This window comes from Candidatus Pelagibacter communis, from assembly GCF_001180185.1.
Taxonomy (GTDB): domain Bacteria; phylum Pseudomonadota; class Alphaproteobacteria; order Pelagibacterales; family Pelagibacteraceae; genus Pelagibacter; species Pelagibacter ubique_F.
Genome location: NZ_CVSS01000062.1, coordinates 14,398 through 40,979 on the forward strand (window position 1 = coordinate 14,398; position 26,582 = coordinate 40,979).

Below are 26,582 nucleotides of genomic sequence, written 5' to 3' on the forward strand. Positions count from 1 at the left end.
CTCATCGAGCTTAATAATCTAAATAATGATGCAAAAATTCCGTGACCAGATAATTCTATAGCTATAATAATTATAATAATTAATATAAAGCTTTTATTCATCTGCTAAACACAAATACTAATAATAAAATCCAAAAAAAAGCATAATAAAAGTAAATGTACTTTTTTGTAAAATTATATGTTATTGGATTACCAACCAATTTTTTTTTTTTAATTTTATTGCTTTTTTTAGTCATCAGCATGAACTTTCTCGTTTTTCTCATGTTTTTCTTGTGCAGCAATCGTATATTTCGCCACAGGTCTTGCCATTAACCTTTTCAATCCAATTGGTTCAGCTGTATCTAAACAATAACCATATGTTTCATCTTTAATTCTTATAAGTGCTTTATCTATTTCAGAAATTAATTTTATTTGTCGGTTTATTGCTTTCATCTCAACATTTTTGTCTGTGTAAGAACTAGCTTGATCAACTATATCTGCAGAGATACTATTATCATCCATGCTTCCATTGTATAAAGCTTCATTGTTAGCTTTAACCAACTCTTTTCTCCATTCTTGTAATTTTATCCTAAAAAAAACTTTATGTTTATCACACATATATTTTTCACTATCTTTAGGTACATAATTTTTTGAGATTTTAATTGGAGCTTTTACTACAGTCTTAACCTTGCTAATTTTTTTAGTTTTTGATTTGGTTACTTTTCTTTTTGATTTTGTAGTTTTAGGCATTATTTCAATTTAATAGCGGGGCAGTATATTCAGCAAAATAAAGGTGTCAACATTGGTTAATTGATGTAAATGTTTAAATATGAATGTTTTTAAAAGAAATATTAATAATATTTTTTTTATTTTTGTATTGTCACACTTGATAATTTGGACCTTGGTACCAACTATTACAAATCAAAATCTACCTCTTGATACTATTGAAGCGCTGGCATGGGGAAGTAATTTGGATTGGGGATTCAATAAACACCCACCAGCAAGCGCTTTTTTTGTTGAAATATTTTTTCAAATTTTTGGTGCACAAGATTGGTCATATTATTTATTAAGTCAAATTTTTGTAATAATTTCCTTTTATTATGTCTTCAAATTATCAAATGAAATTTTAAAAAATCCTGTATTAAGTTTAATTTCAGTCCTTCTATTAGAATCTATATTTTTTTATAATTTTACTACTCCCGAGTTTAATGTGAATGTATGTCAATTACCATTTTGGTCAATTGTGGTTTATTACAGCTGGAAAATATTTAAGAATAAAAATATAAAATTTAAAGATTGTTTAATTGTCGGATCATTTGCTTCGATAGGTTTCTTATCAAAATATCTTTTTATCTATTTGCTATTTTCTATTTTTATTTTATTTTTTTATTTTATCTTTCTTAAAAAAACTATGAAGTTTGAATTTAAATACTTCATAATTTTTGAAGTCTTTATAATATTACTAATTCCACATTTAATTTGGTTAAATAATAATGATTTTATTACCCTTACTTATGGATTAAATAGAACAGATCTTGAGAACTCAATTTTTATAGATCATTTAAAATATCCAATAATTTTCATTGCTAAACAATTTGGATTATTAACACCTTTTTTTATCTTGATATTTTTATTAGTTAAAAAAATTAAATTAAGATTAAATCCTAAAGATAAAGATTTAATTTTTTTGATTTTCATAAATATTTTTCCAATTTTTTTAATTTTCATTACTTCTTTAATTACCGGATCTAAAATAAGAACTATGTGGATGACACCTTTCTATTTATTCTTTGGTTTATTAATAGTTTATATTTTGCAATTACAAATTGATCTTAAAAAAATTAATTCTTTTTTATATGGATTTATTTTTCTATTTTTTCTTTCACCAGCTTTATATTCTTACATTTCGATCAATGAAACAGATAAGAGAACTGATTATTTTGGAAAAGAAATAGCAGAACTTGTCGAAAGAAGATGGGGTCAAAATTTTTCTAATGAGATATTGTATGTTGTTGGCGATGAATGGTATGCAGGAAACTTATCTTATCATATGAGCTCAAGACCTAAATGGTTTTTAGATTTAAATAAGAAAACCAGCGAATTAGATCCTAATGGAGGGATCATATATGTTGGAAACGCAGAAATTTTAAAAGAAATATGCCCTGGAGATTTTGGAAAAATTGATAGACAGGGTTATTGTATGATTGGGACAAAGTAAGAAATTATGAAAATCAAAATTTTGATACCAGTTTATAATGATTGGCAGTCTTTATTCAAATTATTAGATGAGATTAACTCTAAATTATCAGGTATAGAAAATGAAATATCGGTAATAATTGTTAATGATGCATCGACACATGACCGTCTTGATGAAAAAAAAAAATTTGAAAATATCTATTCTATAAAAATTTTGAATATGAAAATAAACCAAGGTCATGCAAGATGTATTGCAACAGGACTAAAATATATCTTTGAAAAAGATGAGTTTGATTATGTAATTCCAATGGATGGTGATGGCGAAGATAGACCAGAAGAAATTGAGGAATTAATAAGCCAGATACGAAGTTCAAACAATAGACCTATAGTTGGAGAAAGAGTAAAAAGATCAGAAAATTTGATGTTTAAGATCTTCTACCAGCTTCATAAATTAATAACTTTAACTTTTACTGGAAAGTCGATCAAATTTGGAAATTTTACATGCTTACCTAAATTAACTGTGGAAAAATTGATAAATGAAAAAGCAACATGGAATAGTTTTTCAGGTTCATTAAGAAAAATAGAAAATAACTTAATAGCCATACCTTCGACTAGAGGCATTAGATATTTTGGTCCGTCTAAAATGAGCTTTTCAAATTTAGTAAAACACTCTTTATCAATTATTAGTGTTTTTAGAATGACAGTTTTAATTCGATCTGCTTTATTTATAATTGTTTATATTTTGATGATTAAGAGTAATGCCTCAATTATAACTGCAATACCTTTGATATTATTATTAGTTATGATCTATTCTATCTCAAGTTTATCATTGAGAGAAAATATGGACGAGTTTGAAAAATCTTTAGAAAATATTAAAAATATTGATAATATAAAATGAATTTTAAAAAATTTATATTATCAATTATAGTATTATTTTTTATTTCAAATATTTCTCAAGCAAATTTTAAGAAAATAAAAAAAAAAGCAACAGTTAATCAACCAGAAATTATTTTTCCAATTCAAAAAGACAAAAAAGGATGCATTAAAGATTTATATGTAAGTCCAGACAAGAACTATGTTTTGCCTGTATTAAAAGTCGAAGCACCTTCTGGATACGGTCTCGATAATAGATTTGATTATGCTTTAAGTAAATTTGAAGATTTTAGTTTTCCATGTGGTAGTGGAAATATAGAGGCATGTCAAAATGTAAAAAGAGTTATTTTAGAATGGGCAAAAGCTAATGCTGCCCAAAGAACTGGACCTTCTGATGGAGAAGGAAGACACTGGAACGATACTTTAACTGTTAATCTTTATATAGCTTCACCAATGATGGCAGCATATTCATTTGCCAAACAAGTTATTGACGTTACAGAAGCTGAAGACAAAATTATCAAAGATTGGTTTAAAAAGATTGTCAAAAAAAATAAACATTTAATGTATGAATATTCAAACTATAAATCAGGATCTGGTGCAGCTGGCACACCTAAAAGAGCACATAATCATGCTTTATCATCTGCAATGAGTCATATGCAATTAGGAATTTTACTAAATGATAATAAGTTATTTAGAACTGCATTTAAAAATTTTGAAGCAGCTATTAAATATCAAAGAAAAGATGGAAGCATGCCTATTGAAACAAGAAGAGGTGGGAGAGCAATGTTTTATCAAGCAAGAGCTATGAATGCGCTAGCTGTTATTGCTACGTTAGCAGAAAACCAAGGTTATAATATTTGGGATTATGAGCATAAAGGAAAAAATTATCATAACATTGTTAAGTTTTTTATAGATTTTACTGAAAATAATGAAATCGTTTTTAAGTATGCAAAAAGCATGAAGCACCCAGGGCCTGCAAAAAATTATAAAAAACAAGATCTCAATAGTCGTTCAAGTAGTAATTGGGGATGGTTATATGCCTATGCTTCAAGATTTCCTGATCATGAAAATGTACGAAGATTAAAACAATGGTCTCAAGATAAAAATAAACTTAATAGTTATCAGTGGGATATAGTTCATCATTATTTAAATATTGGTAATAGACCTTTTGGTTCAGCTTCTTGGACGGTAGTTGAAGCTAACTGTCACTTTACAAAATAAAATGAAAAAAATTATTATTTTAATTTTTATCCTTTTAACGAATAATGTATTTGCTAACCAAGAAGAGATTAAAAAAATGGTATTTAAAAGTGAAAGTTATAATTTAGGGCTAAACAAGAAAGATACCACTATCCAAGGAATTAAACTTAAACCAATTACAAAAATTGAAGCCTTTAAACATTCTGTAAAAAAGAATTATGGTTGGACAAAATATGGAATTAAAGTTGTAAAACCCTCTGATGGATTTCCAATTAGATATGGTGATACTTCAATTAGGTTTGAGCTTCGCTATGATGATTGTGGTTTTTTATTTAAAGATGGAAAAGAAAGAGATTGTATTAGATCAACACCTCATCATCGGGTCGAATTAGGTCAAGGTCAGAATTCAGATGTAAGTTTAGGATTTAAACATAAACAAGATTATTGGTACACAGCTTCATTTTATTTTCCAAAGGAGCATAAATTTTATCGTAAACAATCAGTATTTCAATTTCACTCAAGTGAAGGACCTTATCACCCACCGTTTCATTTAGAAATTTTTCCGAGGGAAGGATTAATGGCCAAAATTAGTACCTCTGAGGGAGTATATGAAGATAGAGAAAATGCATGTGGAGGAAGTGTTAAGCAAGAAATAAATTATTGTGAAAAAGCGGCACTAGATTATTTAATTATGAGTCCTGATGAGCTTGAGGATAGTTTAGGAAAATGGACTGATTTAGTAATACATGCGAATTGGGATAAACGTGCATCTGACGATAAAAAAAATAAAGGTATGATTGAGCTATTTGTTAATGGAAAAAAAAAATTACACTATGAAGGTCAATCTATGTGGGATGTTGGCTTAACTGTAATGCAATTTGGTATTTATCAGAGCAAAGAAGCAAAAACTTTTAAAGGAAAAACAGGCACATTACAGGAAATGAAAGATACACCTACGGTCATGTTTTATGATGAAATATGGGCTAAAAAGAAGTGTAAAGATCTTGAATTAGAACGATTAGGTTACTCATGTGAAAATTTAGAGAGCCAATCTGATGATGTTACTAGACCTTTCAGTGTATTTAGACATCAACAACAAGAATATATTGTTATTGTAAAAAATAAAATTGATAAAAATGTTTTAATTAAACTTAGAGGTTTTGATAAAAAAAGTTTGACCGAACAAGGAATGAAAGAGTGTACTGATAAAAATAAAGAAGGTTGTTATGTTCATTATTCGAGCCAAGTAGCTTTTGGTCAATAAATTAAGCTCTAATAGTTGGTAGACAATAAAAGTCAGCTGTATCTATTTTAGAAGAATATTGTCTTCTCATGCTCCATTTTTTATGAACACCTGCACTTGCAAGACTTAAAGTGGATCTTCCGTATCTATAATTAGTATTATCAATTGATCTCATCAAACTTTTTATCTTTTCATCTTTTTCTGAAGAAAATAAATTTTTTCTACCATCATCGTTACGTAGTCCTGTAAGCATGACACCTGCTTTCTGATATCGATATCCATCTTTGAAAATACTTTCTAAAATTGAAACTGCAGTTTTAACAGTTTCAATACTATTATTTGTTGCAATTGGAAAATCAATTGTCTTTGCATTTGAATAATAACCATAATCTCTTTGAAAAGGACTAGTTCTCACAAAAACTGTAATTGCTTTTGCAACTAAAGACTCTGATCTAATTTTTTCAGATGCATTTAAACAATAGTTTGCAACTGCTTCTTTTAATTCTTGAAATTTTTCAATCCTTTTCCCAAATGATCTTGAAACTACACAGCTTTTTCTTTTCGTTTGTGTTGTCTCTAAACCAATACATGGTATTCCTCTAAGTTCCATTGCAGTTCTAGAACTTAAAACATTAGAACATTTTTTGATCCAGGTATTAGATTTATTTTTAAGTTGTTTTGCATTATAAATTCCGTTCTTCTGATAAAACTTGGTAAGTTGTCTACCAACACCCCACACATCATTAATTTCAACTTTTTCTAAGATTGGATCTAAATTTTCTATTCCAATTAAGCTTGTTACCCCCGATTGTTTTTTCTTTGCAATATGATTTGCAACTTTACTTAAAGTTTTAGTTTTAGCGATACCAATACTAGTTGGAATACCAGTCCATTGTAAAACTGTTTCTCTAATTTCTCTTCCAACTTTTTCAACTTCAGTATCTGGAAAATTGGACAAATCTATAAATGCTTCATCAATTGAATACACCTCTATTTCAGTATTAAATCTTTTTAGAGTTCTCATTACTCTTCTAGATAAATCTCCATATAATGAGTAATTTGATGAAAAAACTTCAACTTTATTTTTAACAATAATATCTTTTGCTTTAAAGTAAGGCTCACCCATCTTGATCCCTAAAGCTTTTGCCTCATTGGATCTAGAAATGATACAACCATCATTATTGGACAAAACAACTACAGGTTTTTTTCTTATTTTTGGATTAAATAATCTTTCACATGAAACGTAGAAAGAATTACAATCAACTAAGCCTATTTTTTTAGTACGTTGAATGGATGACATAAGTCACAACTCCCCAAATAAAAACATCTTCTTCTTCATTAATTAAAATTCTATTTGAAAAATCTTTAGATCCAGATGTTAGAAATTTTTTATCTCTTTCTTGGACTAAAGTTTTAACTACAAGTTCATCATGAACATTTGCAATAACTGTTGAAAAGTTTTTTGGCTTTAAACTTTTATCAACCACCAATAAGTCTCCATCATTAATCCCAACATCGACCATGGATTTTCCTTGCACTCTGATAATGAAAGTGGCTGGAACATTTCTGATTAAATGCATGTTCAGATCGATATCTTCTTCGATATAATCAGTGGCAGGTGATGGGAAACCAGCACCAGCTTTATGTAGATAATAAGGGACTGTTAGTTTCATGTTCTTGTTTTGTTCTAATTTATAGCCCATTTATACAATGCACGCAAGAGGTTGTATTTTGAGTCCGTAATTGAATCAAAAGTGAATCAAAACGTGAACATCAAAACTATATTTTGTATGCTTGTGGATAACTTCAACCAAGGATAGTTTTAAATTCTAATTTAATTATAAAAGGAGAAAAATAATGAGTTCAATTGAAGTCAAAACTTTTGACAATCCAGACGAAAGTAACACGAATTTTAAAAATGCTAAAATAGATATTGTGAAAGTAGGAGATCAAAGAGTTATGAGATTAGTTTTACAACCAGGTTGGAAATGGTCACAAGACATCAAGCCAACAGTTGGCACAGATAGCTGTAAAGCAAAACATCTAGGTGTAATTGTTTCAGGAGCAGTTTGCGCAAAACATGATGATGGAACTGAATTAACTTATAAGGCTGGTGATGCATATTCAATAGAACCAGGTCATGATGGTTGGGTAGTAGGTGATAAACCTGCAGTAGTTTATGAGTTTCATGGAAAATGGGGAGAATAGTGAAAAAACTATCGTGTCATTGTGGTGCTATAGAGGCTGAAATAAATTTAGAGGGAGACTTAGCCAAAGTAATAAAATGTAATTGTTCTATTTGTAAAAGAAAAGGAGCAATTATGTCTATGGTAAAAAATGAAGATTTTAAAATTGTTAAAGGCCAAGATAAATTAAAACTTTATCAATTTCATTCAAAAGTTGCCAAACATTACTTTTGCTCAGATTGTGGAATTTATACCCATCACATCCCAAGAATAAATCCAGCGATGACAGGATTTAATGTTGGGTGTATTGATGAAGTAAATACTTTTGATATCAAAGATGTTCCAGTAAACGATGGTCAAAATCATCCATTAGATAAAAAATAATTTTCATGCAACAATTCAGCTTATGCTTTGGTAAGGTAAAAAAAGATTGTTTAAAGTTTATTAAATCTCAAGAGACAAAAGCCGATAAATTTAAAAATAAAGAAAGAATGATTAAATCTTTCTTAATTCCTCTATGTTTTTGGATCAGTAAAAAAGCTAAAAATAAAAGACCATATTTTGTAGGATTAGCAGGAGGGCAAGGAACTGGTAAAACTACAATTAGTTCATTAATCAGAATTATCTTAACTAAATACTTTAAATTAAATGTTTTTAGGATTTCAATAGATGATTTTTATAAAACAAGAAAAGAGCGAATAAATCTATCAAAAAGAGTACATCCTATGCTTTTAATAAGAGGAGTTCCTGGAACACATGATATAAATATGATGCTGAATTTCTTCAGAAAATCAAAAAGTAAGAAATTCAAAAGACTAAAATTACCAACATTTAATAAAGCTATTGATGATAGGTTTAATAAAAAAAAATGGTACGATTTAAAGAAGAGACCGGATGTAGTTATTTTTGAAGGATGGTGTGTTGGTGCAAAATCAGAAAAAAATACTACTTTAAAAAAAACAATTAATTCTCTGGAAAAAGCAAAAGATCAAAAACAGATTTGGAGAAAATATGTTAATAATCAATTAAAATCAAAATATAAAAATTTATATTCACAATTAAATTGTTTGATTTATCTAAAAGCAAAAAATTTTAGTTTGTTACAAAAATGGAGAATGAAACAAGAAAGAAAACTTTGGATCAAAAGTAAAGTGAAATCAAAAATAATGAGTAGAGGGGATGTATTAAATTTTATGCAAACTTATCAAAGAATTACTCAAAACATGTTTAGAAATATGCCAAAATATGCATCAGTTATATTCAATTTAAATAGTAACCATCAAATTAAATCTGCTGTATATAAAAAGAAATGAAGAAAATTTTATTTATATTAATTGGATTTTTAGCAATTATTACAAACTCAAATGCAGAAAGTTTTTCTACTGCTTTATCTAAATCTTTTAAGAATAATTCTGAACTTAATGCTGAGAGAGAAAATATAATTATTTCTGAACAAGAATTGAAAATTTCACAAGGAAATTATTTGCCAACAGTTACTTTATCTGGATCTAAAAGTCAGGAAGATACAAATAAACTTACAAACCAGTCAGGCAGTAATGCATCTATAAACGATGTAAATACTTTCACTAGATCTATTTCAATTTCTCAAACACTAATTGATTTTGGAAGAGGTGCAGAGTTATCCAAAAGTAGAATTGGTTTAGATTTAGCAAAAGCAAGACTTTTAAAAAAAGAACAAGATATTTTATTTAAAACTACTGAAGCTTACACAGGTTTAGCCTTAGCTAATGAAAAATTAAAGATTAATCGAGATAATGTTGAATTGTTAAGCAGACAAGTAGAAACAGATCAGATCCGAGTTGCAAGAGGGCAAATAACTTTATCTGATGTATCTCAAACAGAATCTTCTCTAGCCGAAGCACAAGCAAAATTAATTCAAGCTGAAAATGAACTTTTAACTAGTAAGCTTAATTATGAAAATATAATTGGATCTTTAAGCGATGTAAAATCTTTGGATAAAAAATCAATTAAAGAATATCCATTACCTGATAATCTTAATTCGGCAATTGAGATTTCTAAAAAAAATAATCCTGATTTAATTATTGCTAAATTAGAATATGAACAAGCTCAAAAAGATAAATCTATTGCAAAATCAGATCTCGCTCCAACAGCAAATTTATCTTTAGAAAGATCTTATTCAGATGATTTAAGTGCAACATATGATGAAAGAGAGAAAGATACTCTTAAAGCAACTGTTACTTGGCCTTTTTTTTCAGGTGGAAAAAATTTAGCCACATTAAATAAAAACTCGAGTTTAGAAACAAGATCGAGATTACTTTTGGATAGTGTTTCAAAACAAAATCAAACAAACGTTGCTAGCGCATGGTCTAACTATCAATCTAACAAAAGTTTATTAAATTCCGTTCGATTGCAAGTTAGAGCTGCAGAGATTGCAAATGAAGGGATTTCTGCTGAATATAATAGTGGAGCGGGAAGAACTACTTTGGAGGTAATTCAATCTAATTCACTTCTTTTGAATGCCCAGATCTCACTTGCTAATTCAGAGAGAAATTTCATTCTCTCAAAGTTTAATTTATTAAAGTCGGTTGGCTTGCTTCACAGCGAATATTTAAAAATTAACTAAATATCTGATTTTTTAGCCCTAATTAAATTATTCTTGCTAATGAGAACAAAATGTGTACATTTAAAGTATGATTCGAATGTTAAAAAAAGCAAGAAAAGAGGCAAAAAATGACAAAAAATAATTTAAAGGTAGTTAAATCTACCAAAGATCAAGAAATGGATATTAAAGAAAAAAATAAAGCATTAGATGCTGCAATTAGCCAGATAACTGACAACTTCGGAAAAGGTTCAGTTATGAAGCTAGGTGAAAAAAGAGCTATGGATATTGAGTCAATATCTACAGGTTCTTTAAGTTTGGATTTAGCTTTAGGAATAGGTGGTTTACCTAAAGGAAGAATTGTTGAAGTTTATGGACCAGAGTCATCTGGAAAAACAACATTAGCACTACAAGTTGTCGCTGAAGCTCAAAAAGCTGGTGGAATTTGTGCTTTTGTTGATGCGGAACATGCTCTAGATCCTGTTTATGCAAAAAAATTAGGAGTAAATACTGAAGAGCTTTTAATCTCTCAACCAGATGCTGGTGAGCAAGCTTTAGAAATCGCTGATACGTTAGTAAAATCAGGCTCTATTTCAGTTATTGTAATCGACTCAGTTGCAGCTCTAACTCCAAAAGCTGAAATTGAAGGTGAGATGGGAGATCATCACGTTGGTCTTCAATCAAGATTAATGAGTCAAGCTTTAAGAAAATTAACCGGTTCAATTTCAAATACAAATACAATGATGATTTTCATTAATCAAATTAGAATGAAAATTGGAGTTATGTTTGGAAGTCCTGAAACAACATCAGGAGGAAATGCACTTAAGTTTTATTCATCTGTAAGAATGGACATTAGAAGAATTGGTGCAATTAAAGATAAAGATGAAATTATTGGAAATACTACAAGAGTAAAAGTAGTTAAAAATAAAGTTGCACCACCATTCAAAGTTGTTGAGTTTGATTTAATGTATGGAAGAGGAATTAGCAAAATGGGTGAATTGGTCGACCTAGGTGCTAAAGCTGATATTATTGAAAAATCGGGAGCATGGTATGCTTACAAGGGTGAAAAGATAGGACAAGGTAGAGAGAACGCAAAATCTTATCTTGCTCAAAACCCTAAAGTTGCAGCTGAAATAGAAATGGCAATTAGAGAAAAAGCTGGTGTAATTTCAAAGAAAATTGAAGGAAATCCATTAAGTCCTGAAAAAATTGAAAAGGAGAAGAAAGTAGCTGAAAAAGAAGAGGCTACAAAAGAAGCTACTCCTACTAAAAAGAACTAGAATTAAAGGTCATCTTTAAATTATAAAGGCGCTTATTATAAGCGCCTTTCCCCCTTATCGTTATCTAGACATAGAACAAAAAAGCTGTATTTTAAAAATATGGCAGACAAATCATTAAATGAAATAAGAAGTACTTTTCTCAAATACTTCGAGAAAAATGATCATAAAATTGTTGAGTCTAGTAATTTAGTTCCAAATAATGATCCAACCCTAATGTTCGCTAATTCTGGAATGGTCCAGTTTAAAAATGTATTTACTGGTTTAGAAAAAAGAGATTATCAAAGAGCAACTACTTCGCAAAAGTGTGTTAGAGCTGGTGGAAAACATAATGATTTAGAAAATGTTGGTTACACACCAAGACATCATACATTTTTCGAAATGTTAGGAAATTTTTCTTTTGGTGATTATTTCAAAGAGAAAGCAATATACTATGCGTGGGATTTAATTACTAAAGATTTTGGTTTAGATAAAAATAGGCTTTATGTAACTGTTTTTCATGAGGATGATGAAGCTTTCAATTTTTGGAGGAAAATAGCGGGTTTTAGTGATGATCGGATTATAAGAATTTCAACATCTGATAACTTTTGGTCCATGGGTGAAACTGGACCATGTGGCCCATGTTCAGAAATTTTTTATGATCATGGAGACCATTTAAAAGGTGGTTTACCTGGTTCTAAAGATGAAGATGGAGATCGATTTATTGAAATTTGGAACCTAGTTTTTATGCAATACGAACAAGTTTCAAAAGATAAAAGAATTAATTTACCAAAGCCTTCGGTAGATACAGGAATGGGATTAGAGAGAATTGCAGCTTTACTTCAAAGCACACATGATAATTATGAAACAGATCATTTTCAAAAACTAATTCTATCGACTTCAGAAATAGTCAAGAAAAAACCAGACCAAAACAATCTTTCAAGTTTTAGAGTTATTGCAGATCATTTAAGAGCAAGTTCATTTTTAATCGCGGAAGGAGTTTTGCCATCTAATGAAGGAAGAGGTTATGTTCTTAGAAGAATTATGAGAAGAGGAATGAGACATTCTCACTTGTTAGGATCAAAGAACCCAGTTTTCTATAATTTATTCGAAACATTAAAAAATGAAATGTCAGGAAACTATCCTGAATTAAATAGAGCAGAGTCATTGATTAAAGAAACACTTAAAATGGAGGAGGAAAAATTTTTAATTCTTTTAGATAGGGGAATAAAAATATTAAATGATGAAATTTCTAAAATAGATAAAGTTCTTCCTGGTGATGTTGCATTTAAATTATATGACACTTATGGGTTTCCATTAGATCTAACAGAAGACATTTTAAGAAATAAATCTTTATCTATCGATACAAAAAAATTTCAATCGCTAATGCAAGAAAGTAGAGAACTTGCAAAAAAAAATTGGAAAGGATCAGGAGATGCTGCAGTAGAGGATATTTGGTTTGGAATTAAAGATAAATTAGGTGCAACGGAATTTTTGGGGTATGAAACAAATCAAGCTGAAGGTGTAATTTTATCATTATTAAAAAATAACAAAGAAGTTAAAGACTTAAAATCAAATGATGAAGGAATGATTATAACCAATCAAACACCTTTTTATGGAGAGTCGGGCGGTCAAGTTGGTGATACCGGAGAAATTATTTCTGGAGATTTTAGATTTGAAGTAACAGATGTACAAAAAAAATTAGGAGATCTTTTTGTTCATTATGGAAAAGTAATTAGTGGATCAATAAAATTGAATGACAGTGTTGAGATGAAAATAAACGAAACAAGAAGAAATGATACAAGGGCTTATCATTCAGCAACACATTTATTACATGAGTCTTTGAGAAGAGTTTTGGGTACACACGTAACTCAAAAGGGATCTTTAGTTGAGCCAAGTAGATTGAGATTTGATTTTAGCCACATGAAACCTATTTCAGAAGATGAAATCAATAAAATTGAAAAATTCGTAAATTTAATGGTATCTAAAAAAACAGACGTTAAAACACGATTAATGACACCTGATGAAGCAGTTGAAAATGGCGCTTTAGCTTTATTCGGTGAAAAATATGGAGAAGAGGTAAGAGTTCTTTCAATGGGTGATGATGATGGAAAATATTTTTCTACTGAACTTTGTGGTGGAACTCACGTCAAAAATACAGGTGAAATTGGTCAATTTAAAATTACTAGTCAGTCTTCCATTGCAGCAGGAATAAGGAGAGTTGAAGCTTTAAGAGATAAACAATTAGAGGATTTTTTAAAGAATAAAGAAAAATTACTCAATCAATCATCTGAGAAAAATGAAGAGTTAATTAAGGATCTTACAAAACAAATAATTGGATTGGGTGGCAAACCAAATATAGATCAATCAGATCAAAAGTTGTTAATTAAAAACTTGACCAAACAATTAGAAACCTTGTCTGTTAAAGTTATATTAAATGATAAGACAAAAAATCAAATTAAGGATGAGGAAATTAAAGGTACAAAAATTAGATTTCAAAAAGTAGATGGCCTTCCTACTAAAGAATTAAGAAAACTTGTAGATGATGGTAAAAAACAATTAGGTGAGGGAATTGTTGTAGTTTTTGCTTTTAAAGACGATAAAGTGGGTGTTGCAGTTGGTGTAACAAATAAATTGACTGATAAGTTTGATGCTGTCAAATTTGTTAAATTGAGTTCCGAAATTATTGGTGGACAAGGAGGTGGTGGTAGAAAAGATTTTGCTCAAGCTGGTGGACAAGATTCAAACAAGATCAATGAAGCATTTGAAAAAATTAAATCTTTAATTTAATTTTTTTTTTAATCTACCATCTATTTCATCTAAAAATTGATTAGTAGTTAAATATTTACTTGATGGTCCAATCAATATAGCTAAGTCTTTGGTCATAGCACCACTTTCAACACACTCAATACAAACACTTTCAATTGTATTAGCAAAATTTATTAATTCTTTATTTGCATCAAGCTTTCCTCTATGCGCCAAACCTCTTGTCCACGCAAAAATTGATGCAATTGGGTTTGTTGATGTTTCTTTTCCTTGTTGATGCATTCTATAATGTCGAGTAACAGTGCCATGAGCAGCTTCAGCCTCCATAATTTTCCCATCTGGTGTTAATAAAGTACTAGTCATTAAACCTAAAGAACCATAACCTTGGGCCATGGTATCTGATTGGACGTCCCCATCATAATTTTTACAAGCCCAAATATATTTTCCACTCCATTTCATTGCACATGCGACCATGTCATCGATCAATCTATGTTCATAGGTCAAATTATTTTTATCAAATTCTTTTTTGTATTCTTTGTCAAAAACTTCTTGAAAAATATCTTTAAACCTACCATCGTATTGTTTTAGAATTGTATTTTTTGTTGACATGTAGACTGGCCATTTTTTTATTAATCCATAACTAAAACAAGATCTCGCAAAATCTTTAATAGATTTATCAAGATTATACATTGATAAAGCTACACCTGGACCAGTGAAATTAAACACTTCGTATTTAATTTCATTTTTTCCATCTTCAGATGTCCATTTGACCTCCATTTTTCCTTTTCCTGGAACTTTAAAATCTGTTGCACGATATTGATCGCCGAATGCGTGTCTTCCAATTATTACTGGATCAGTCCATGAGGGAACTAATTTGGGAATATTTTTACAAATAATTGGTTCTCTGAATACTGTGCCTCCAATAATATTTCTAATTGTACCATTTGGAGATCTCCACATTTTCTTTAATTTGAATTCCTCAACTCTTGCTTCATCTGGGGTTATAGTTGCACATTTAATACCTACACCAACTTTTTTAATTGCGTTCGCTGAGTCTATTGTTATCTGGTCATCAGATTTGTCTCTACTTTTCATGCCTAAATCATAATATTCAATGCCAAGATCTAGATAAGGTAGAATTAATCTGATTTTGATAAAGTCCCAGATTATTCTGGTCATTTCATCGCCGTCGAGCTCTACTATAGGGTTTTTTACTTTGATTTTACTCATTTAATTGAAATATATCTTATTAATTGAATTTCGTAGTTTTATATACATATTAATCAAAAATTATCAAATATAAGAACATGTTTAGTAAAATTTTTCCAAAACTCCACTCTGAAGGTTATAAGTTTATTATAATCGCAGTTGTATTAACGATTATTCTTTATAACTTTAGTGGCTTTCTAGGTTTAATAGGAATTCTCTTAAGTGTTTGGGTTTATTATTTTTTTAGAGATCCAGAAAGAGTAATAATTAATGATGATAATTATCTAGTGAGTCCTGCAGATGGGGAAGTAATTAAAGTTGAAGAAATTGAAGGCCCAAAAGATCTAGGATTAGAAAATAAAAGATTTCATAAAATAAGTATATTTATGAATGTTTTTGATTGTCATGTAAATAGAACACCCTGTAAGGGAACAGTTGAAGAAATTTTATATAAACCAGGAAAATTTTTTAATGCCTCTTTTGATAAAGCAAGCGAGGAAAATGAGAGAAATTATTACAGAATTAAAGATGTTCATGGAAACAATATTATAATAGTTCAAATAGCTGGATTAGTTGCTAGAAGAATAGTTTGCGAAACAAGCAAAGATCAGGAATTAATGCAAGGAGAAAGAATTGGAATGATAAGATTTGGAAGTAGAGCAGATGTTTATTATGAAAATTATAAACCTTTAGTAAAAATTGGTCAGCGATCAATTTCAGGAGAAACACTTTTAGCAAAAAAATAATATGCAGCAACTTAAAAAAGATAATTTTAAAGTTATAACTGACAAAAAAAGCGCAAGAAGTATATTGCCGAATATGCTTACACTTATAGGTGTATGTATTGGATTAACTTCTATACGTTTTGCGTTAGATGAAAAATTTGAGTTTGCTATAATCGCAATTATTTTTGCAGCTTTAATTGATGGATTGGATGGAAGAATCGCAAGATTGATAAAGGGAACTTCAAAAGTTGGAAAAGAATTAGATTCACTCACAGATATGATAAGTTTTGGGGTTGCGCCAGCTTTTATAATGTATTTTTGGAAATTAAATAGTTTAGGAAGATTTGGTTGGTTACTATGTTTGATCTATGTAATTTGTGTAGCGTTAAGACTTGCTCGATTTAATATAAATTCAAACCAAGAACCATCTTGGAAAGATAATTTTTTTGAGGGCATACCTTCTCCTGCTGGAGGAATTTTAGTATTAACTCCATTAATCTATAGTTTAAGTGGATTTGATTTAGTTCAAATTAATTATGACTACATAGTTCCAACTTTTTTTATAATCATCTCTTTTCTACTTATTAGTAAATTTCCAAGTTATTCTTTTAAAAAAATTGTTATTCCAAGAAAAACTACAATTTTTTTACTATTTGGTATTGTTTTATTCTTTGGTCTATTACTGATTTATACTTTCAATGTTATTGCAATTAGCTCATTTATTTATTTAGGTCTTTTACCAATAAGTTTTTTACATTATCAAAAATTAAATAAAAAAAATCGCAATGAAAAAACCCAAGATGATGATGATAATCTTGAGGATGTTCTTTGATGAAAAAAAATGTAATTGTTTCATTAGCTGATGCCAATTATTATCCACTTTTAGATGAATTGATAAATTCAATAAGAAAATTTAAACAAAGTGAAAATTTTTCGATTTGTATTTTAGATGCGGGTTTAGAAAAAAAACAGAGACAAGAATTAGCTAAAAAAGTTGATGAAATTAAAACAGCAGAATGGGATATTGATGTTCCTGCTTATAAGGTTAAAGATAAAGAGTGGCTTAAAAGCCAAGTATCAAGAGCATATCTACCAAAATATTTTCCTAATTACGAAAAGTATTTGTGGATTGATTGTGATGCATGGGTTAACGACTGGGACTGCGTTGAGCTTTACTTTAAAGCATGTGAAAATGGAAAACTTGGAATTACACAAACAATAGGACCAGGTTATAGAATTACATCAAAAGTAAACTGGTTATTTGGAAAGCTTGCAATTATTAAATCACAAAATTTCAAACACGCAATAAAATCCAAAATAGGTTATGCAAAAGCAAGAAAACTAGCCTTTGCACCACATATTAATATTGGAGTTTTTTCAATGGAAAAAAATTCTCCAGGTTGGCAAATATGGCAAAAAAATCTAATACAAACATTAAAGGCTGGAAATATTTTTGGATCAGAGGGATTAGCAATAAACATGTCGGTTTATATAGACGAACTCATTACGGAGTTTCTTCCTCTTAATTGTAATTGGATTACGAGTAATTTGTTGCCTAAATTTGATGAGAATAAAAACACTTTTGTAGAACCTTTTTTACCAAACAATAAAATTGGAATTATGCATCTCGCAGCAGGTATCTGGAAAGATGGAAAAGATATGCGAACAAATAAAGAAGTTAAAATACAAATAGAAAATCTTGAGGGTAAGCTTTTAGAAAAGAGTTTAAGATTTGAAAATTAATTGAAAAAAAATAAGATTTCAAAAAACTGGATTAACAAACAACGTAGAGATACTTACGTTAAACAGTCTAAAATTGATGGTTATAGAGCTAGGTCAGCATATAAATTAATTGAGATTGATGAAAAATTTAACATTTTTAAAGGAGGGCTGACTGTAATTGACATCGGTGCAGCACCAGGAAGTTGGTCTCAGTATGCCTCAAGAGTTGTAAAAAATGGTAAAATTATTTCTGTCGATTTAAAAGAGATGACACCAATTTTTAATACAATTCAGATAAAAGGAGATTTTACAGAACAAATTACACAAGACAAAATTAAAAAAGTATTAATTAATAAATCAGATGTAATCATGTCTGATATGGCTGTTAATACAACTGGTATTAAAAATATTGATTCAATTCAGACAGGAGAATTATGTATGGAGGCAATGAATTTTTCAAAAAATGTAATTAATAACAATGGATATTTTATTTCTAAAATTTTTATGGGTGGGTCATTTAATGAGATAATAGATCTTGGAAAAAAAATATTTAAAGAAGTTAAAGTGTTTAAACCTAAATCTAGTAGAAAAGACTCAAAAGAAAGCTTTATAATTTGCAAAAAAATCCGAACGACACTTTAGACACTTTAAAAATAAAAGGAATCATATATAAATCATTATGGTTCCTATAAATGAAGCATTAACCTTTGACGATGTAACTCTTGTACCAAAGTACTCTGAGATATTACCAACAGAAGTTGATACAAGTATAAAACTCACAGATACTCTTAAATTAAGAATTCCTCTTTTATCATCTGCAATGGATACAGTGACAGAGAGCAAAATGGCAATTGCAATTGCTAAAGTAGGAGGAATTGGCGTGATTCATAGAAATTTAGAAATTAAAAAACAAATTGATGAGATTAAAAAGGTAAAAAAAAACAAACTAATTGTAGGAGCAGCAGTTGGAGCTGGTCCGAATGAGCTTAAAAGAGCTAAAGCGATTATTAATGAGGGAGTGAATTTAATAGTAGTTGATACTGCACACGGACATACAAAGAAAGTTTCAGAAATAGTTAAGTTGATTAAAAGATTAAAGCCTAAAAAGACAGCTTTGTGTGCAGGCAATATCGCAACTCCTGAGGCTGCAAAATTTTTGTTAAAATTAGGTGTCGATATTATCAAAGTTGGAATTGGGCCAGGTTCAATTTGTACAACAAGATTAGTTGCTGGTATAGGAGTACCTCAATTAAGTGCAATTCTTTCTGTCAGAAATGGAGTTAGAAATAAAAATGTTAAGATTATCTCTGATGGCGGAATCAAATATTCAGGAGATTTAGCCAAAGCTTTTGCTGCTGGTGCTGACGCAGTAATGATAGGATCTTTATTTGCTGGTACAGATCAAACTCCAGGAAAAATTATAAAAAGAAATGGAAAATTGTTTAAGAGTTTCAGAGGCATGGGATCTGTAGGGGCAATGAACAAAGGATCAGCAGATAGATATTTTCAAACTAAACAAAAAGATATTTCTAAATATGTTCCAGAGGGTGTTGAGGGTTTTGCCAGATATAAGGGTGATGTTAAAAACATTGTTCATAAACTGATAGGTGGATTAAGATCTTCCATGGGCTATTTGGGATCTAAACAAATAAAATATTTAAGAAATAAGCCAAAATTTGTAAAAATAACAAAAGCAGGATTTTACGAGAGCATGGTTCATAATGTAGATATTGTTAAAAATGAAAAAAAGTACTGATGATTAAATTAATAAAAATATCAATTATAACATTCTTAATTCTTGGATTTTTAAACACATCCTATAGCAAAGAAAATTTTTTTGATGAAGGGTTAAGATTATTCCAAGAGAAGAAATATGAAGATGCAAAATTTTTGTTAGAAAGAAGTATTGTTTTCAATCCTAAACATGCAAAATCATATTTATATTTAGCAAAAATTTACAAAGAAGAAAAAGATCAAAAAAATGAAGAAAAAAATTTAGAGGCAACTTTGTTAATAGATCCATCTAATGAGGATGCGATTTTGATGCTTATGGAAATTGGTATTGAAAAAACTAACTATTCAAAGGTAAAAGAGTTATCTGAAAGATTTACAAAAGTTTGTAAAAAACTATGTAACGAAAATAAAAAAATTTTAAAAGACTTGAAGAATCTAGAACCAAAAAATAATGAGTCTTAATATAAATTTAGACAAAATCCTAATAATTGATTTTGGTTCCCAATTTACACAATTGATAGTAAGAAGAGTAAGAGAACTAGGTGTATTTTCAGAACTAGTTAGCCATAAAAAGATCAGAAATTTTCATATTAAGGAGTCTGTAAAAGGCATTATCTTATCAGGAGGGCCTCTAAATGTTTATGAATTAAATGATCGTTTATTTGACAAAAAAATTTTGACACTTGGAATTCCAATTTTAGGAATTTGTTTTGGACATCAAATTCTCTCAAAATTTAATGGTGGAAGAGTAAAACAATCCAAACATAGAGAGTTTGGTTTAGCAAGAATTTTTAAAAAAAATGAGAGTTTACTCACAAAAAATTTCTTTAATAAAAAAATAAATAAAGTTTGGATGAGCCATTCAGATCAAGTTTACAGGTTACCAAAAAAATTCAAAGTAATTGCATCAAGTAAAAATTCAAAATATGCAATTATAGAAAATACAAATAAAAAATTTTTTGGTGTTCAATTTCATCCTGAAGTTACTCATACAGATAATGGTTTTAAAATAATTAGTAATTTCACATTTAGGATATGCAAGATAAAAAAAAATTGGTCTCTCAAAGATCAAAAAATTCAACTTATTAATCAAATTAGATCTCAAGTTGGATCAAATAAAGTAATATGTGCATTATCTGGTGGAGTAGATAGCAGTGTTGTTGCTCAACTTCTTAATAAAGCAATAGGTAAAAAATTATACTGTATTTTTGTTAACACAGGTCTTTTAAGAAAATATGAGGAAAATCAGGTCATAAAAACATTTAAACAACGATTGAAGATGAATTTAATTTATGTAAATGCCGAGAGGGAATTTATTAGAAATTTAAAAAATGTTTCAGATCCAGAAAAAAAACGCAAAATAATTGGTAATTTATTTATTAAAATTTTTGAAAAATACTCAAAAAAGATTAAAGATGTAAAATATCTTGCCCAAGGAACACTTTATCCAGATTTGATTGAAAGCAGATCAGTCACTGGAAGTCAAACATCAAAAATTAAATCCCATCATAATGTCGGAGGTTTACCGAAAAGAATGAAACTAAAGTTGGTGGAGCCATTAAAGTTTTTATTTAAAGACGAGGTAAGAAAACTGGGATTAGAATTAGATCTTAATAAAGAAATTATTCAAAGACATCCTTTTCCAGGACCAGGCTTGGCAATAAGAATGCCAGGTGTAATTACTAAGGAAAAAATTAATATTCTAAAAGAAGCAGACTTTTATTTTATAGAAGCTTTAAAAAAACATAATATTTATCATAAAATTTGGCAGGCTTATGCTGCGTTACTACCAGTTAAAACAGTGGGAGTAATGGGTGATAATCGAACTTACGAGTATTTATGTTTATTGAGAGCTATAACCTCTGAGGACGGCATGACTGCTGATTTTTATGAATTTAAAAAACCATTTATTCAGGAAATCTCAAACAAAATTGTGAATAGTATAAAAGGTATTAATAGAGTAGTTTATGATATAACTTCAAAACCTCCAAGCACTATTGAGCTAGAGTAAGAATGAATAAAAAGATAAAAAAAATTCTTAAAAAAAAAAATAAATCAAAAATAATTTGTCTTACAGCTTACTCCAAAAATATTGCCTCAATCCTAGATAAACATTGTGATATTGTGTTGGTAGGAGATTCACTTGGATCTGTTCTCTATAATTATAAATCCACAAAAGAAGTAACCCTAAATAACATGATAAATCATTCAAAAAGTGTAAAGCTTGGACTAAAAAAAGCTTTGATGGTAGTTGATATGCCTTATAAAACATATCGAAACCCAAGGGAAGCTCTTAAAAATACAAAATTAGTTTTAAAAGAAACTAAATGTGACGCAGTAAAACTTGAAGGTGGTAAGAAAATAATTCCAATTATAAAAACTCTAATTAAAAACAAAATCCCAGTGATGGGCCATATTGGTATTTTACCTCAAACAGATAAAAAATTTTTCTTTAAAGGTAGAAAACAGACAGAAAAAAATAAGATTATAAATGATGCTATTTTATTACAAAAAGCAGGAGCTTTTTCGATTGTTTTAGAATGTATTGAAAAAAAACTTTCAAAAGAGTTAACTAAAAATTTAAAGATACCAACCATTGGCATTGGAGCCTCAGTAAATTGTGATGGTCAAGTATTAGTTACTGATGATTTATTAGGACTAACAAATCAAAATTTTAGATTTGTTAAAAAATATATAAATTTGAAAAAAATAATTAACAAGTCTATAAACCAATTTAAGACTGAAGTGTTAAATGAAAAATTTCCAACAGACAAGCATTCATTCAAACTTTAAAGATGTTTTGATTTTTATAGTGCAAAATCCTGTAAAATTTCATTAGAATAAATTTTAGATTATTTACTATTACACCAGGTTTATAATTAACTAATTCTTTGATAAAAAATTTTTTTAAATCAATATCATTTAAATTTTCTATCAAATTTATCTTATTTTCTTTCGTTTTAAAGGTTAAACTGTCTTTAGTTTGATAACTTAATCTCATCATAATTCTATTTTTTTTCTTACAATGGCCGCCTCTATGATAAACCCTGAATGAGTCAATTAAGACTCCATTTCCTTGTCCTTTTACTATCGAAATATTTTCTGAATTATTTTTTTCATCTATGTACTTATCGTCTATCTTACCTCTTTCACCAATAACTGGATTAGAAATTTCATGAGCAGACTTGGAAAAAACTCCTAGAGGATTATTCTTTTTTATAACATGTAGAGGCCCATTTTCGTGATCAACATCACTAACATTTATAAACAAATCTAAACTTTTGTAACCAAAATCGTCTTTATGCCATAACATGGCTCCTCTCTTAGGAAATTTAGTTGGATAATTTTTGTAAATTTTTACTTGATTTAAAATTGGAAAAACTTTTAAATAATCAGTGCTTATTGAGATCATTTTATCTGATATAGCAAACTTCAAAATATCTTGTTTAAGCTTAGAGCTTAAAAAATCAAAAATTTCAATTTTATAAGTTTGATTGCCAGAATTTGTTACATTATATCGTGTTTCATTTTTAAGTTTGGAAAATTCATCATCAATTATTTTCGATAATTTTAGGTCGTTTTCATTAAGTTCATTATTAATAGATTGAGTTAAAACATCTAAATCATTATCTTTATTGACTAATTTACAAAAATTTTTTTTCAATTCCTCATTGTGCTCATTTGAATTTCTTAAGTGTTTTAATTTCCACATAATAAAAATGATTTTTCTGTCAAAATTAATGAAATATTGCCAAAATATTTCATAAACAGGGCATACAAATATTGATAATAATTTTTTATATAACAAAGTTTTTTTAAAATTTATCAGGTATTTCATTATTTATTGTTATACAGTAATTATTTACATATAAAATTCAAAATTTTATTTTACTAATAATTTAAAGTATAGGTAATTACTATTAATTTTTAAATGAAACTTACTAAAATTAAACCAAAATACGAAACTTCTTCTAATCCAAGAATTGGCTTAATCACCTTAGCTAGCGATTTTAGAATTGAAAAAGATTTTAATAATATAATTTATGGAAAAGATATAGATTTGTATTCAAACAGAATTAAATCATATAATCCACTTACTAATGAAACTTTAAAAAAAATGGCTGATGATATCATTGATGTGACCAAGGAAATTTTGCCAGAACAAAAACTTGATTGTGTTGCATATGGATGTACCTCAGGAACTATAGCTGTAGGATATAAATCTATTTATGAGAAAGTAAACATAGCTAAACCTAATACTAAAGTAACCACACCAATTACATCAACAATCAATGCATTAAAAAATCTTAAGATAAATAAATTATCAATATTCACTCCATATACAGACGAAATTAACCAGTCTGTTATAAAATATTTTAAAGAAGAAAATATAGAAATTTCAGAACTATCTTATTTTGATATAGCATCGGATATAGATATCGGAAAAGTCGATTCTGATCATTTATATGATGTGTTGAGTAAACAAGATCTTTCAAAAAGTGATGCACTGTTTGTTTCTTGCACAGCATTACCAGTCTTATCTATAATTAAAGATTTAGAAAAAAAACTTGGAAAAATAGTGTTGTCAAGTAATCAGACATTGATTTGGGAGACGCTTAATCAAATAGAATATAAAAATAAAATTGAAGGTTATGGGGAATTATTTAAAAATTAATTATGCTATTTAGCGAAGAGGAATATAAACAAAGACTTTTAAAAGTTCAAAAAATGATGCAAGAAAAAGGCATCGAAATTCTAATTTCTCACGATACAAATAATATGAATTATTTAACAGGTTATGATGCATGGTCCTTTTATTATGCACAATGTGTAATAGTACATGTTAATGCTGATGAGCCAATATGTTTTGTGAGGGATCAAGATGCAGGAGGAGCTTTTATTAAAACTTATCTAAAAAAAGAAAATATAATTGTTTATGATGAACACTATATTCATACATGGCCAAAACATCCTTATGATTATTTAGTTAAAATAATTAAGGATAAAAAGTGGGATAAACTTTCAATAGGATTAGAAATGGATGCCCATTATTTCACAGCGTTTTGCTATGAAAAAATTAAACAAGGTTTGCCAAATGCAAAAATAAAAGACTCAGAAAGATTAGTGAATTGGGCAAGATTAGTAAAATCTAATACCGAAATTGATTATATGAAATCTGCAGCAAAAATTTCAGAAATAGGAATGAAAACAGCTTTTGATGTAATTAAACCTGGTGTTCGACAATGTGATGCTGTTGGGGAAATACAAAAAGCACTATTTTATGGAACACCTGAATTTGGTGGAGAGTATTCAAGTATTGCAACTTTATTACCAACTGGAAAAGGAACTTCAGCCTCACACCTAACTGCCACACAAGATAAATTTATAGAGGGTGAGGCTACAATTATTGAGCTATCAGGAGTGTATAAAAGATATCATGCTCCAATGGCTCGAACAGTCTTGTTAGGAAAACCTGATCAATTAAAAATTGATACGATGAAAAAAACAATTGAGGCACTTCAAGCAGGAATAGATGCTACAAAACCTGGCAATAAAGTTGATGACGTCGCTCAAGCTTTCTGGAAAGTATTAGATAAATACGGGATAGAAAAAAAATCTAGAACTGGCTATTCGATTGGTATTGGTTATCCTCCAGATTGGGGTGAACATACACTTAATATATATAAAGGAGACATGACACTTTTAAAACCTAATGTTTGTTTTCATATGATTGCTGTAATGCAGTTTGGAAATTGGGGTGTAGAAGCTTCAGAGGCAATTAGGGTGACAGATAAAGGAGCGGAATTATTTTGCAATATGTCTAAAGAACTTCACGTTAAAAGCTAATTATTTAAGGTTGATATTTAGTCACACAAATGTTTTAAAGTTCCATTAATTATGGTCTCAAAAAAAGATTTTGTTAAATTTGATAAAGTCGATAAAAGCTACGACGGTAAAGTCTTAGTTGTAAAAGACCTTCAATTAGATATTGCAGAAGGTGAGTTCATAACGATGCTAGGACCCTCTGGCTCAGGTAAAACAACTTGCTTAATGATGTTAGCAGGTTTTGAAACACCAACTAACGGTGAAATTTATTTGGATGGTAAAGCTATATCCAGTATACCTCCTCACAAAAGAGGAATTGGAATGGTATTTCAAAATTATGCTTTATTCCCGCACATGACTGTGTATGAAAATTTAGCTTTTCCATTAAGAGTGAGAAAAATTCCGAAAGACGAAGCTGATAAAAAAATTGATAAAGCGTTATCAATGGTATCTCTACAAGGTTTTGCCGCAAGGATGCCAGGTCAATTGTCAGGTGGACAACAACAAAGGGTAGCAGTTGCAAGATCATTGGTCTTTGATCCACAACTAGTTTTAATGGATGAACCTCTTGGTGCTCTTGATAAAAATTTAAGAGAAAGCATGCAGTATGAAATCAAACATATTCATGAGAGCATTGGTGTAACAGTTGTTTATGTTACTCATGATCAAAGTGAGGCTTTAACCATGTCCAATCGTATTGCAGTGTTTAATGATGGTAAAGTACAACAGCTTTCTAGTCCTGATGAATTGTATGAAAAACCTGTCAATTCGTTTGTTGCAGAATTTATTGGGGAAAATAATACTTTTGCTGGAGAGATTTCGGATATTTCTGATGGAAAATGTAAGGTAAAATTATCTAATTCAGAAATATTAGCTAATCCTATTTCTGTAAAAGGAAAAGGGGAACGCACGACTGTATCCTTAAGACCTGAAAGGGCATTGATTAACCCAGACGATAAAATGGATAATATTCACAAAGGGAAAATTGAAGAAGTGATTTATCATGGTGATCATACTAGAGTAAGAATTAATTTATTGGGTAACCTAGCTCTATAACCATCAATTTTAGACTGTTTAACGTAAGTAT

At 29.1% G+C, this 26,582-nt stretch carries 26 protein-coding genes; 21 read left to right on the plus strand and 5 right to left on the minus strand.

What is annotated here, in order from left to right:
- Positions 1–227: 227 nt before the first annotated feature.
- Complete coding sequence (locus AMN95_RS05435; RefSeq protein WP_075522942.1) at positions 228–728, minus strand: TraR/DksA family transcriptional regulator; 501 nt, start codon at positions 726–728, stop codon at positions 228–230.
- 79 nt (positions 729–807) lie between these two features.
- Here AMN95_RS05435 and AMN95_RS05440 point away from each other — a divergent pair, with 79 nt between their 5' ends.
- Genes AMN95_RS05440 through AMN95_RS05455 form a run of 4 tightly spaced genes read left to right on the plus strand, consistent with a single transcriptional unit; the run spans position 808 to position 5,511 of the window.
- Positions 808–2,196, plus strand: coding sequence for a glycosyltransferase family 39 protein (locus tag AMN95_RS05440; protein ID WP_075522943.1), 1,389 nt, complete (start codon positions 808–810; stop codon positions 2,194–2,196).
- Positions 2,197–2,202: 6 nt separating this feature from the next.
- Complete coding sequence (locus AMN95_RS05445) at positions 2,203–3,072, plus strand: glycosyltransferase (RefSeq protein WP_256997961.1); 870 nt, start codon at positions 2,203–2,205, stop codon at positions 3,070–3,072.
- On the plus strand, positions 3,069–4,268 hold the full coding sequence (locus AMN95_RS05450) for an alginate lyase family protein (RefSeq protein ID WP_075522945.1): 1,200 nt from the start codon (positions 3,069–3,071) through the stop codon (positions 4,266–4,268). The genes AMN95_RS05445 and AMN95_RS05450 overlap by 4 nt, the downstream gene beginning before the upstream one ends.
- A gap of 1 nt (position 4,269) precedes the next feature.
- Positions 4,270–5,511: a heparin lyase I family protein gene (locus tag AMN95_RS05455; RefSeq protein ID WP_075522946.1), complete on the plus strand. Its 1,242-nt coding sequence runs from the start codon at positions 4,270–4,272 to the stop codon at positions 5,509–5,511.
- 1 nt (position 5,512) lies between these two features.
- Here the strand turns inward: AMN95_RS05455 and AMN95_RS05460 are convergent, their stop codons facing one another.
- Positions 5,513–6,790, minus strand: a complete 1,278-nt coding sequence (locus AMN95_RS05460) for a Y-family DNA polymerase (protein WP_075522947.1) — start codon at positions 6,788–6,790, stop codon at positions 5,513–5,515.
- Positions 6,768–7,163 carry a LexA family protein gene (locus tag AMN95_RS05465; RefSeq protein WP_075522967.1) on the minus strand — a complete coding sequence of 132 codons (396 nt, stop codon included), beginning with the start codon at positions 7,161–7,163 and terminating at the stop codon, positions 6,768–6,770. The genes AMN95_RS05460 and AMN95_RS05465 overlap by 23 nt, the downstream gene beginning before the upstream one ends.
- Positions 7,164–7,347: 184 nt before the next feature.
- Between AMN95_RS05465 and AMN95_RS05470 the strand changes: the two genes are divergently transcribed.
- The 6 genes from AMN95_RS05470 (at position 7,348) to alaS (ending at position 14,303) form a co-directional block, all read left to right on the plus strand.
- The gene (locus AMN95_RS05470; RefSeq protein ID WP_075522948.1) at positions 7,348–7,698 is read left to right on the plus strand and encodes a cupin domain-containing protein; all 351 of its coding nucleotides are present in this window, start codon (positions 7,348–7,350) and stop codon (positions 7,696–7,698) included.
- The gene (locus tag AMN95_RS05475; RefSeq protein WP_082256677.1) at positions 7,698–8,060 is read left to right on the plus strand and encodes a GFA family protein; all 363 of its coding nucleotides are present in this window, start codon (positions 7,698–7,700) and stop codon (positions 8,058–8,060) included. The genes AMN95_RS05470 and AMN95_RS05475 overlap by 1 nt, the downstream gene beginning before the upstream one ends.
- 5 nt (positions 8,061–8,065) lie before the next feature.
- On the plus strand, positions 8,066–8,989 hold the full coding sequence (locus AMN95_RS05480) for a uridine kinase (RefSeq protein ID WP_075522950.1): 924 nt from the start codon (positions 8,066–8,068) through the stop codon (positions 8,987–8,989).
- Entirely contained in the window at positions 8,986–10,281 is a 1,296-nt protein-coding gene (locus tag AMN95_RS05485; protein WP_075522951.1) for a TolC family protein, read from the plus strand. The genes AMN95_RS05480 and AMN95_RS05485 overlap by 4 nt, the downstream gene beginning before the upstream one ends.
- Before the next feature lie 107 nt (positions 10,282–10,388).
- On the plus strand, positions 10,389–11,537 hold the full coding sequence (gene recA / locus AMN95_RS05490; RefSeq protein WP_075522952.1) for a recombinase RecA: 1,149 nt from the start codon (positions 10,389–10,391) through the stop codon (positions 11,535–11,537).
- 99 nt (positions 11,538–11,636) lie between these two features.
- On the plus strand, positions 11,637–14,303 hold the full coding sequence (gene alaS, locus AMN95_RS05495) for an alanine--tRNA ligase (protein WP_075522953.1): 2,667 nt from the start codon (positions 11,637–11,639) through the stop codon (positions 14,301–14,303).
- Here alaS and AMN95_RS05500 read toward each other — a convergent pair.
- The gene (locus tag AMN95_RS05500) at positions 14,295–15,509 is read right to left on the minus strand and encodes an NADP-dependent isocitrate dehydrogenase (RefSeq protein ID WP_075522954.1); all 1,215 of its coding nucleotides are present in this window, start codon (positions 15,507–15,509) and stop codon (positions 14,295–14,297) included. The genes alaS and AMN95_RS05500 overlap by 9 nt on opposite strands.
- A 77-nt stretch (positions 15,510–15,586) precedes the next feature.
- On the opposite strand from AMN95_RS05500, the gene AMN95_RS05505 reads away from it, so the two are divergent.
- From AMN95_RS05505 to panB, 8 genes are read left to right on the plus strand one after another with little or no spacing between them, the layout of a single operon-like run.
- Complete coding sequence (locus tag AMN95_RS05505; protein ID WP_075522955.1) at positions 15,587–16,234, plus strand: phosphatidylserine decarboxylase; 648 nt, start codon at positions 15,587–15,589, stop codon at positions 16,232–16,234.
- A gap of 1 nt (position 16,235) precedes the next feature.
- Positions 16,236–17,045, plus strand: a complete 810-nt coding sequence (gene pssA / locus AMN95_RS05510) for a CDP-diacylglycerol--serine O-phosphatidyltransferase (RefSeq protein ID WP_075522956.1) — start codon at positions 16,236–16,238, stop codon at positions 17,043–17,045.
- Positions 17,045–17,956 carry a glycosyltransferase gene (locus AMN95_RS05515; RefSeq protein ID WP_075522957.1) on the plus strand — a complete coding sequence of 304 codons (912 nt, stop codon included), beginning with the start codon at positions 17,045–17,047 and terminating at the stop codon, positions 17,954–17,956. Before pssA ends, AMN95_RS05515 begins: the two co-directional genes overlap by 1 nt.
- A complete protein-coding gene (locus tag AMN95_RS05520) occupies positions 17,957–18,577 on the plus strand; it encodes an RlmE family RNA methyltransferase (protein ID WP_075522958.1) in 621 nt (206 codons plus the stop codon).
- A gap of 37 nt (positions 18,578–18,614) precedes the next feature.
- Positions 18,615–19,691, plus strand: coding sequence for an IMP dehydrogenase (gene guaB / locus AMN95_RS05525; protein ID WP_075522959.1), 1,077 nt, complete (start codon positions 18,615–18,617; stop codon positions 19,689–19,691).
- A complete protein-coding gene (locus AMN95_RS05530; protein ID WP_075522960.1) occupies positions 19,691–20,131 on the plus strand; it encodes a tetratricopeptide repeat protein in 441 nt (146 codons plus the stop codon). Before guaB ends, AMN95_RS05530 begins: the two co-directional genes overlap by 1 nt.
- Positions 20,121–21,680, plus strand: coding sequence for a glutamine-hydrolyzing GMP synthase (gene guaA, locus AMN95_RS05535; RefSeq protein ID WP_075522961.1), 1,560 nt, complete (start codon positions 20,121–20,123; stop codon positions 21,678–21,680). The genes AMN95_RS05530 and guaA overlap by 11 nt, the downstream gene beginning before the upstream one ends.
- A 2-nt stretch (positions 21,681–21,682) precedes the next feature.
- A complete protein-coding gene (panB, locus tag AMN95_RS05540; RefSeq protein WP_075522962.1) occupies positions 21,683–22,462 on the plus strand; it encodes a 3-methyl-2-oxobutanoate hydroxymethyltransferase in 780 nt (259 codons plus the stop codon).
- Here the strand turns inward: panB and AMN95_RS05545 are convergent.
- Positions 22,452–23,507 carry a hypothetical protein gene (locus AMN95_RS05545; RefSeq protein WP_075522963.1) on the minus strand — a complete coding sequence of 352 codons (1,056 nt, stop codon included), beginning with the start codon at positions 23,505–23,507 and terminating at the stop codon, positions 22,452–22,454. The genes panB and AMN95_RS05545 overlap by 11 nt on opposite strands.
- 93 nt (positions 23,508–23,600) lie before the next feature.
- Here AMN95_RS05545 and AMN95_RS05550 point away from each other — a divergent pair, with 93 nt between their 5' ends.
- The 3 genes from AMN95_RS05550 to AMN95_RS05560 are packed head-to-tail and all read left to right on the plus strand — an operon-like array spanning position 23,601 to position 26,551.
- Entirely contained in the window at positions 23,601–24,344 is a 744-nt protein-coding gene (locus AMN95_RS05550; RefSeq protein ID WP_075522964.1) for a maleate cis-trans isomerase family protein, read from the plus strand.
- A 2-nt stretch (positions 24,345–24,346) separates the two neighbouring features.
- Positions 24,347–25,516, plus strand: coding sequence for a M24 family metallopeptidase (locus tag AMN95_RS05555; RefSeq protein ID WP_075522965.1), 1,170 nt, complete (start codon positions 24,347–24,349; stop codon positions 25,514–25,516).
- 51 nt (positions 25,517–25,567) lie between these two features.
- The gene (locus AMN95_RS05560; protein WP_256997962.1) at positions 25,568–26,551 is read left to right on the plus strand and encodes an ABC transporter ATP-binding protein; all 984 of its coding nucleotides are present in this window, start codon (positions 25,568–25,570) and stop codon (positions 26,549–26,551) included.
- The last annotated feature ends 31 nt before the right edge of the window (positions 26,552–26,582 follow it).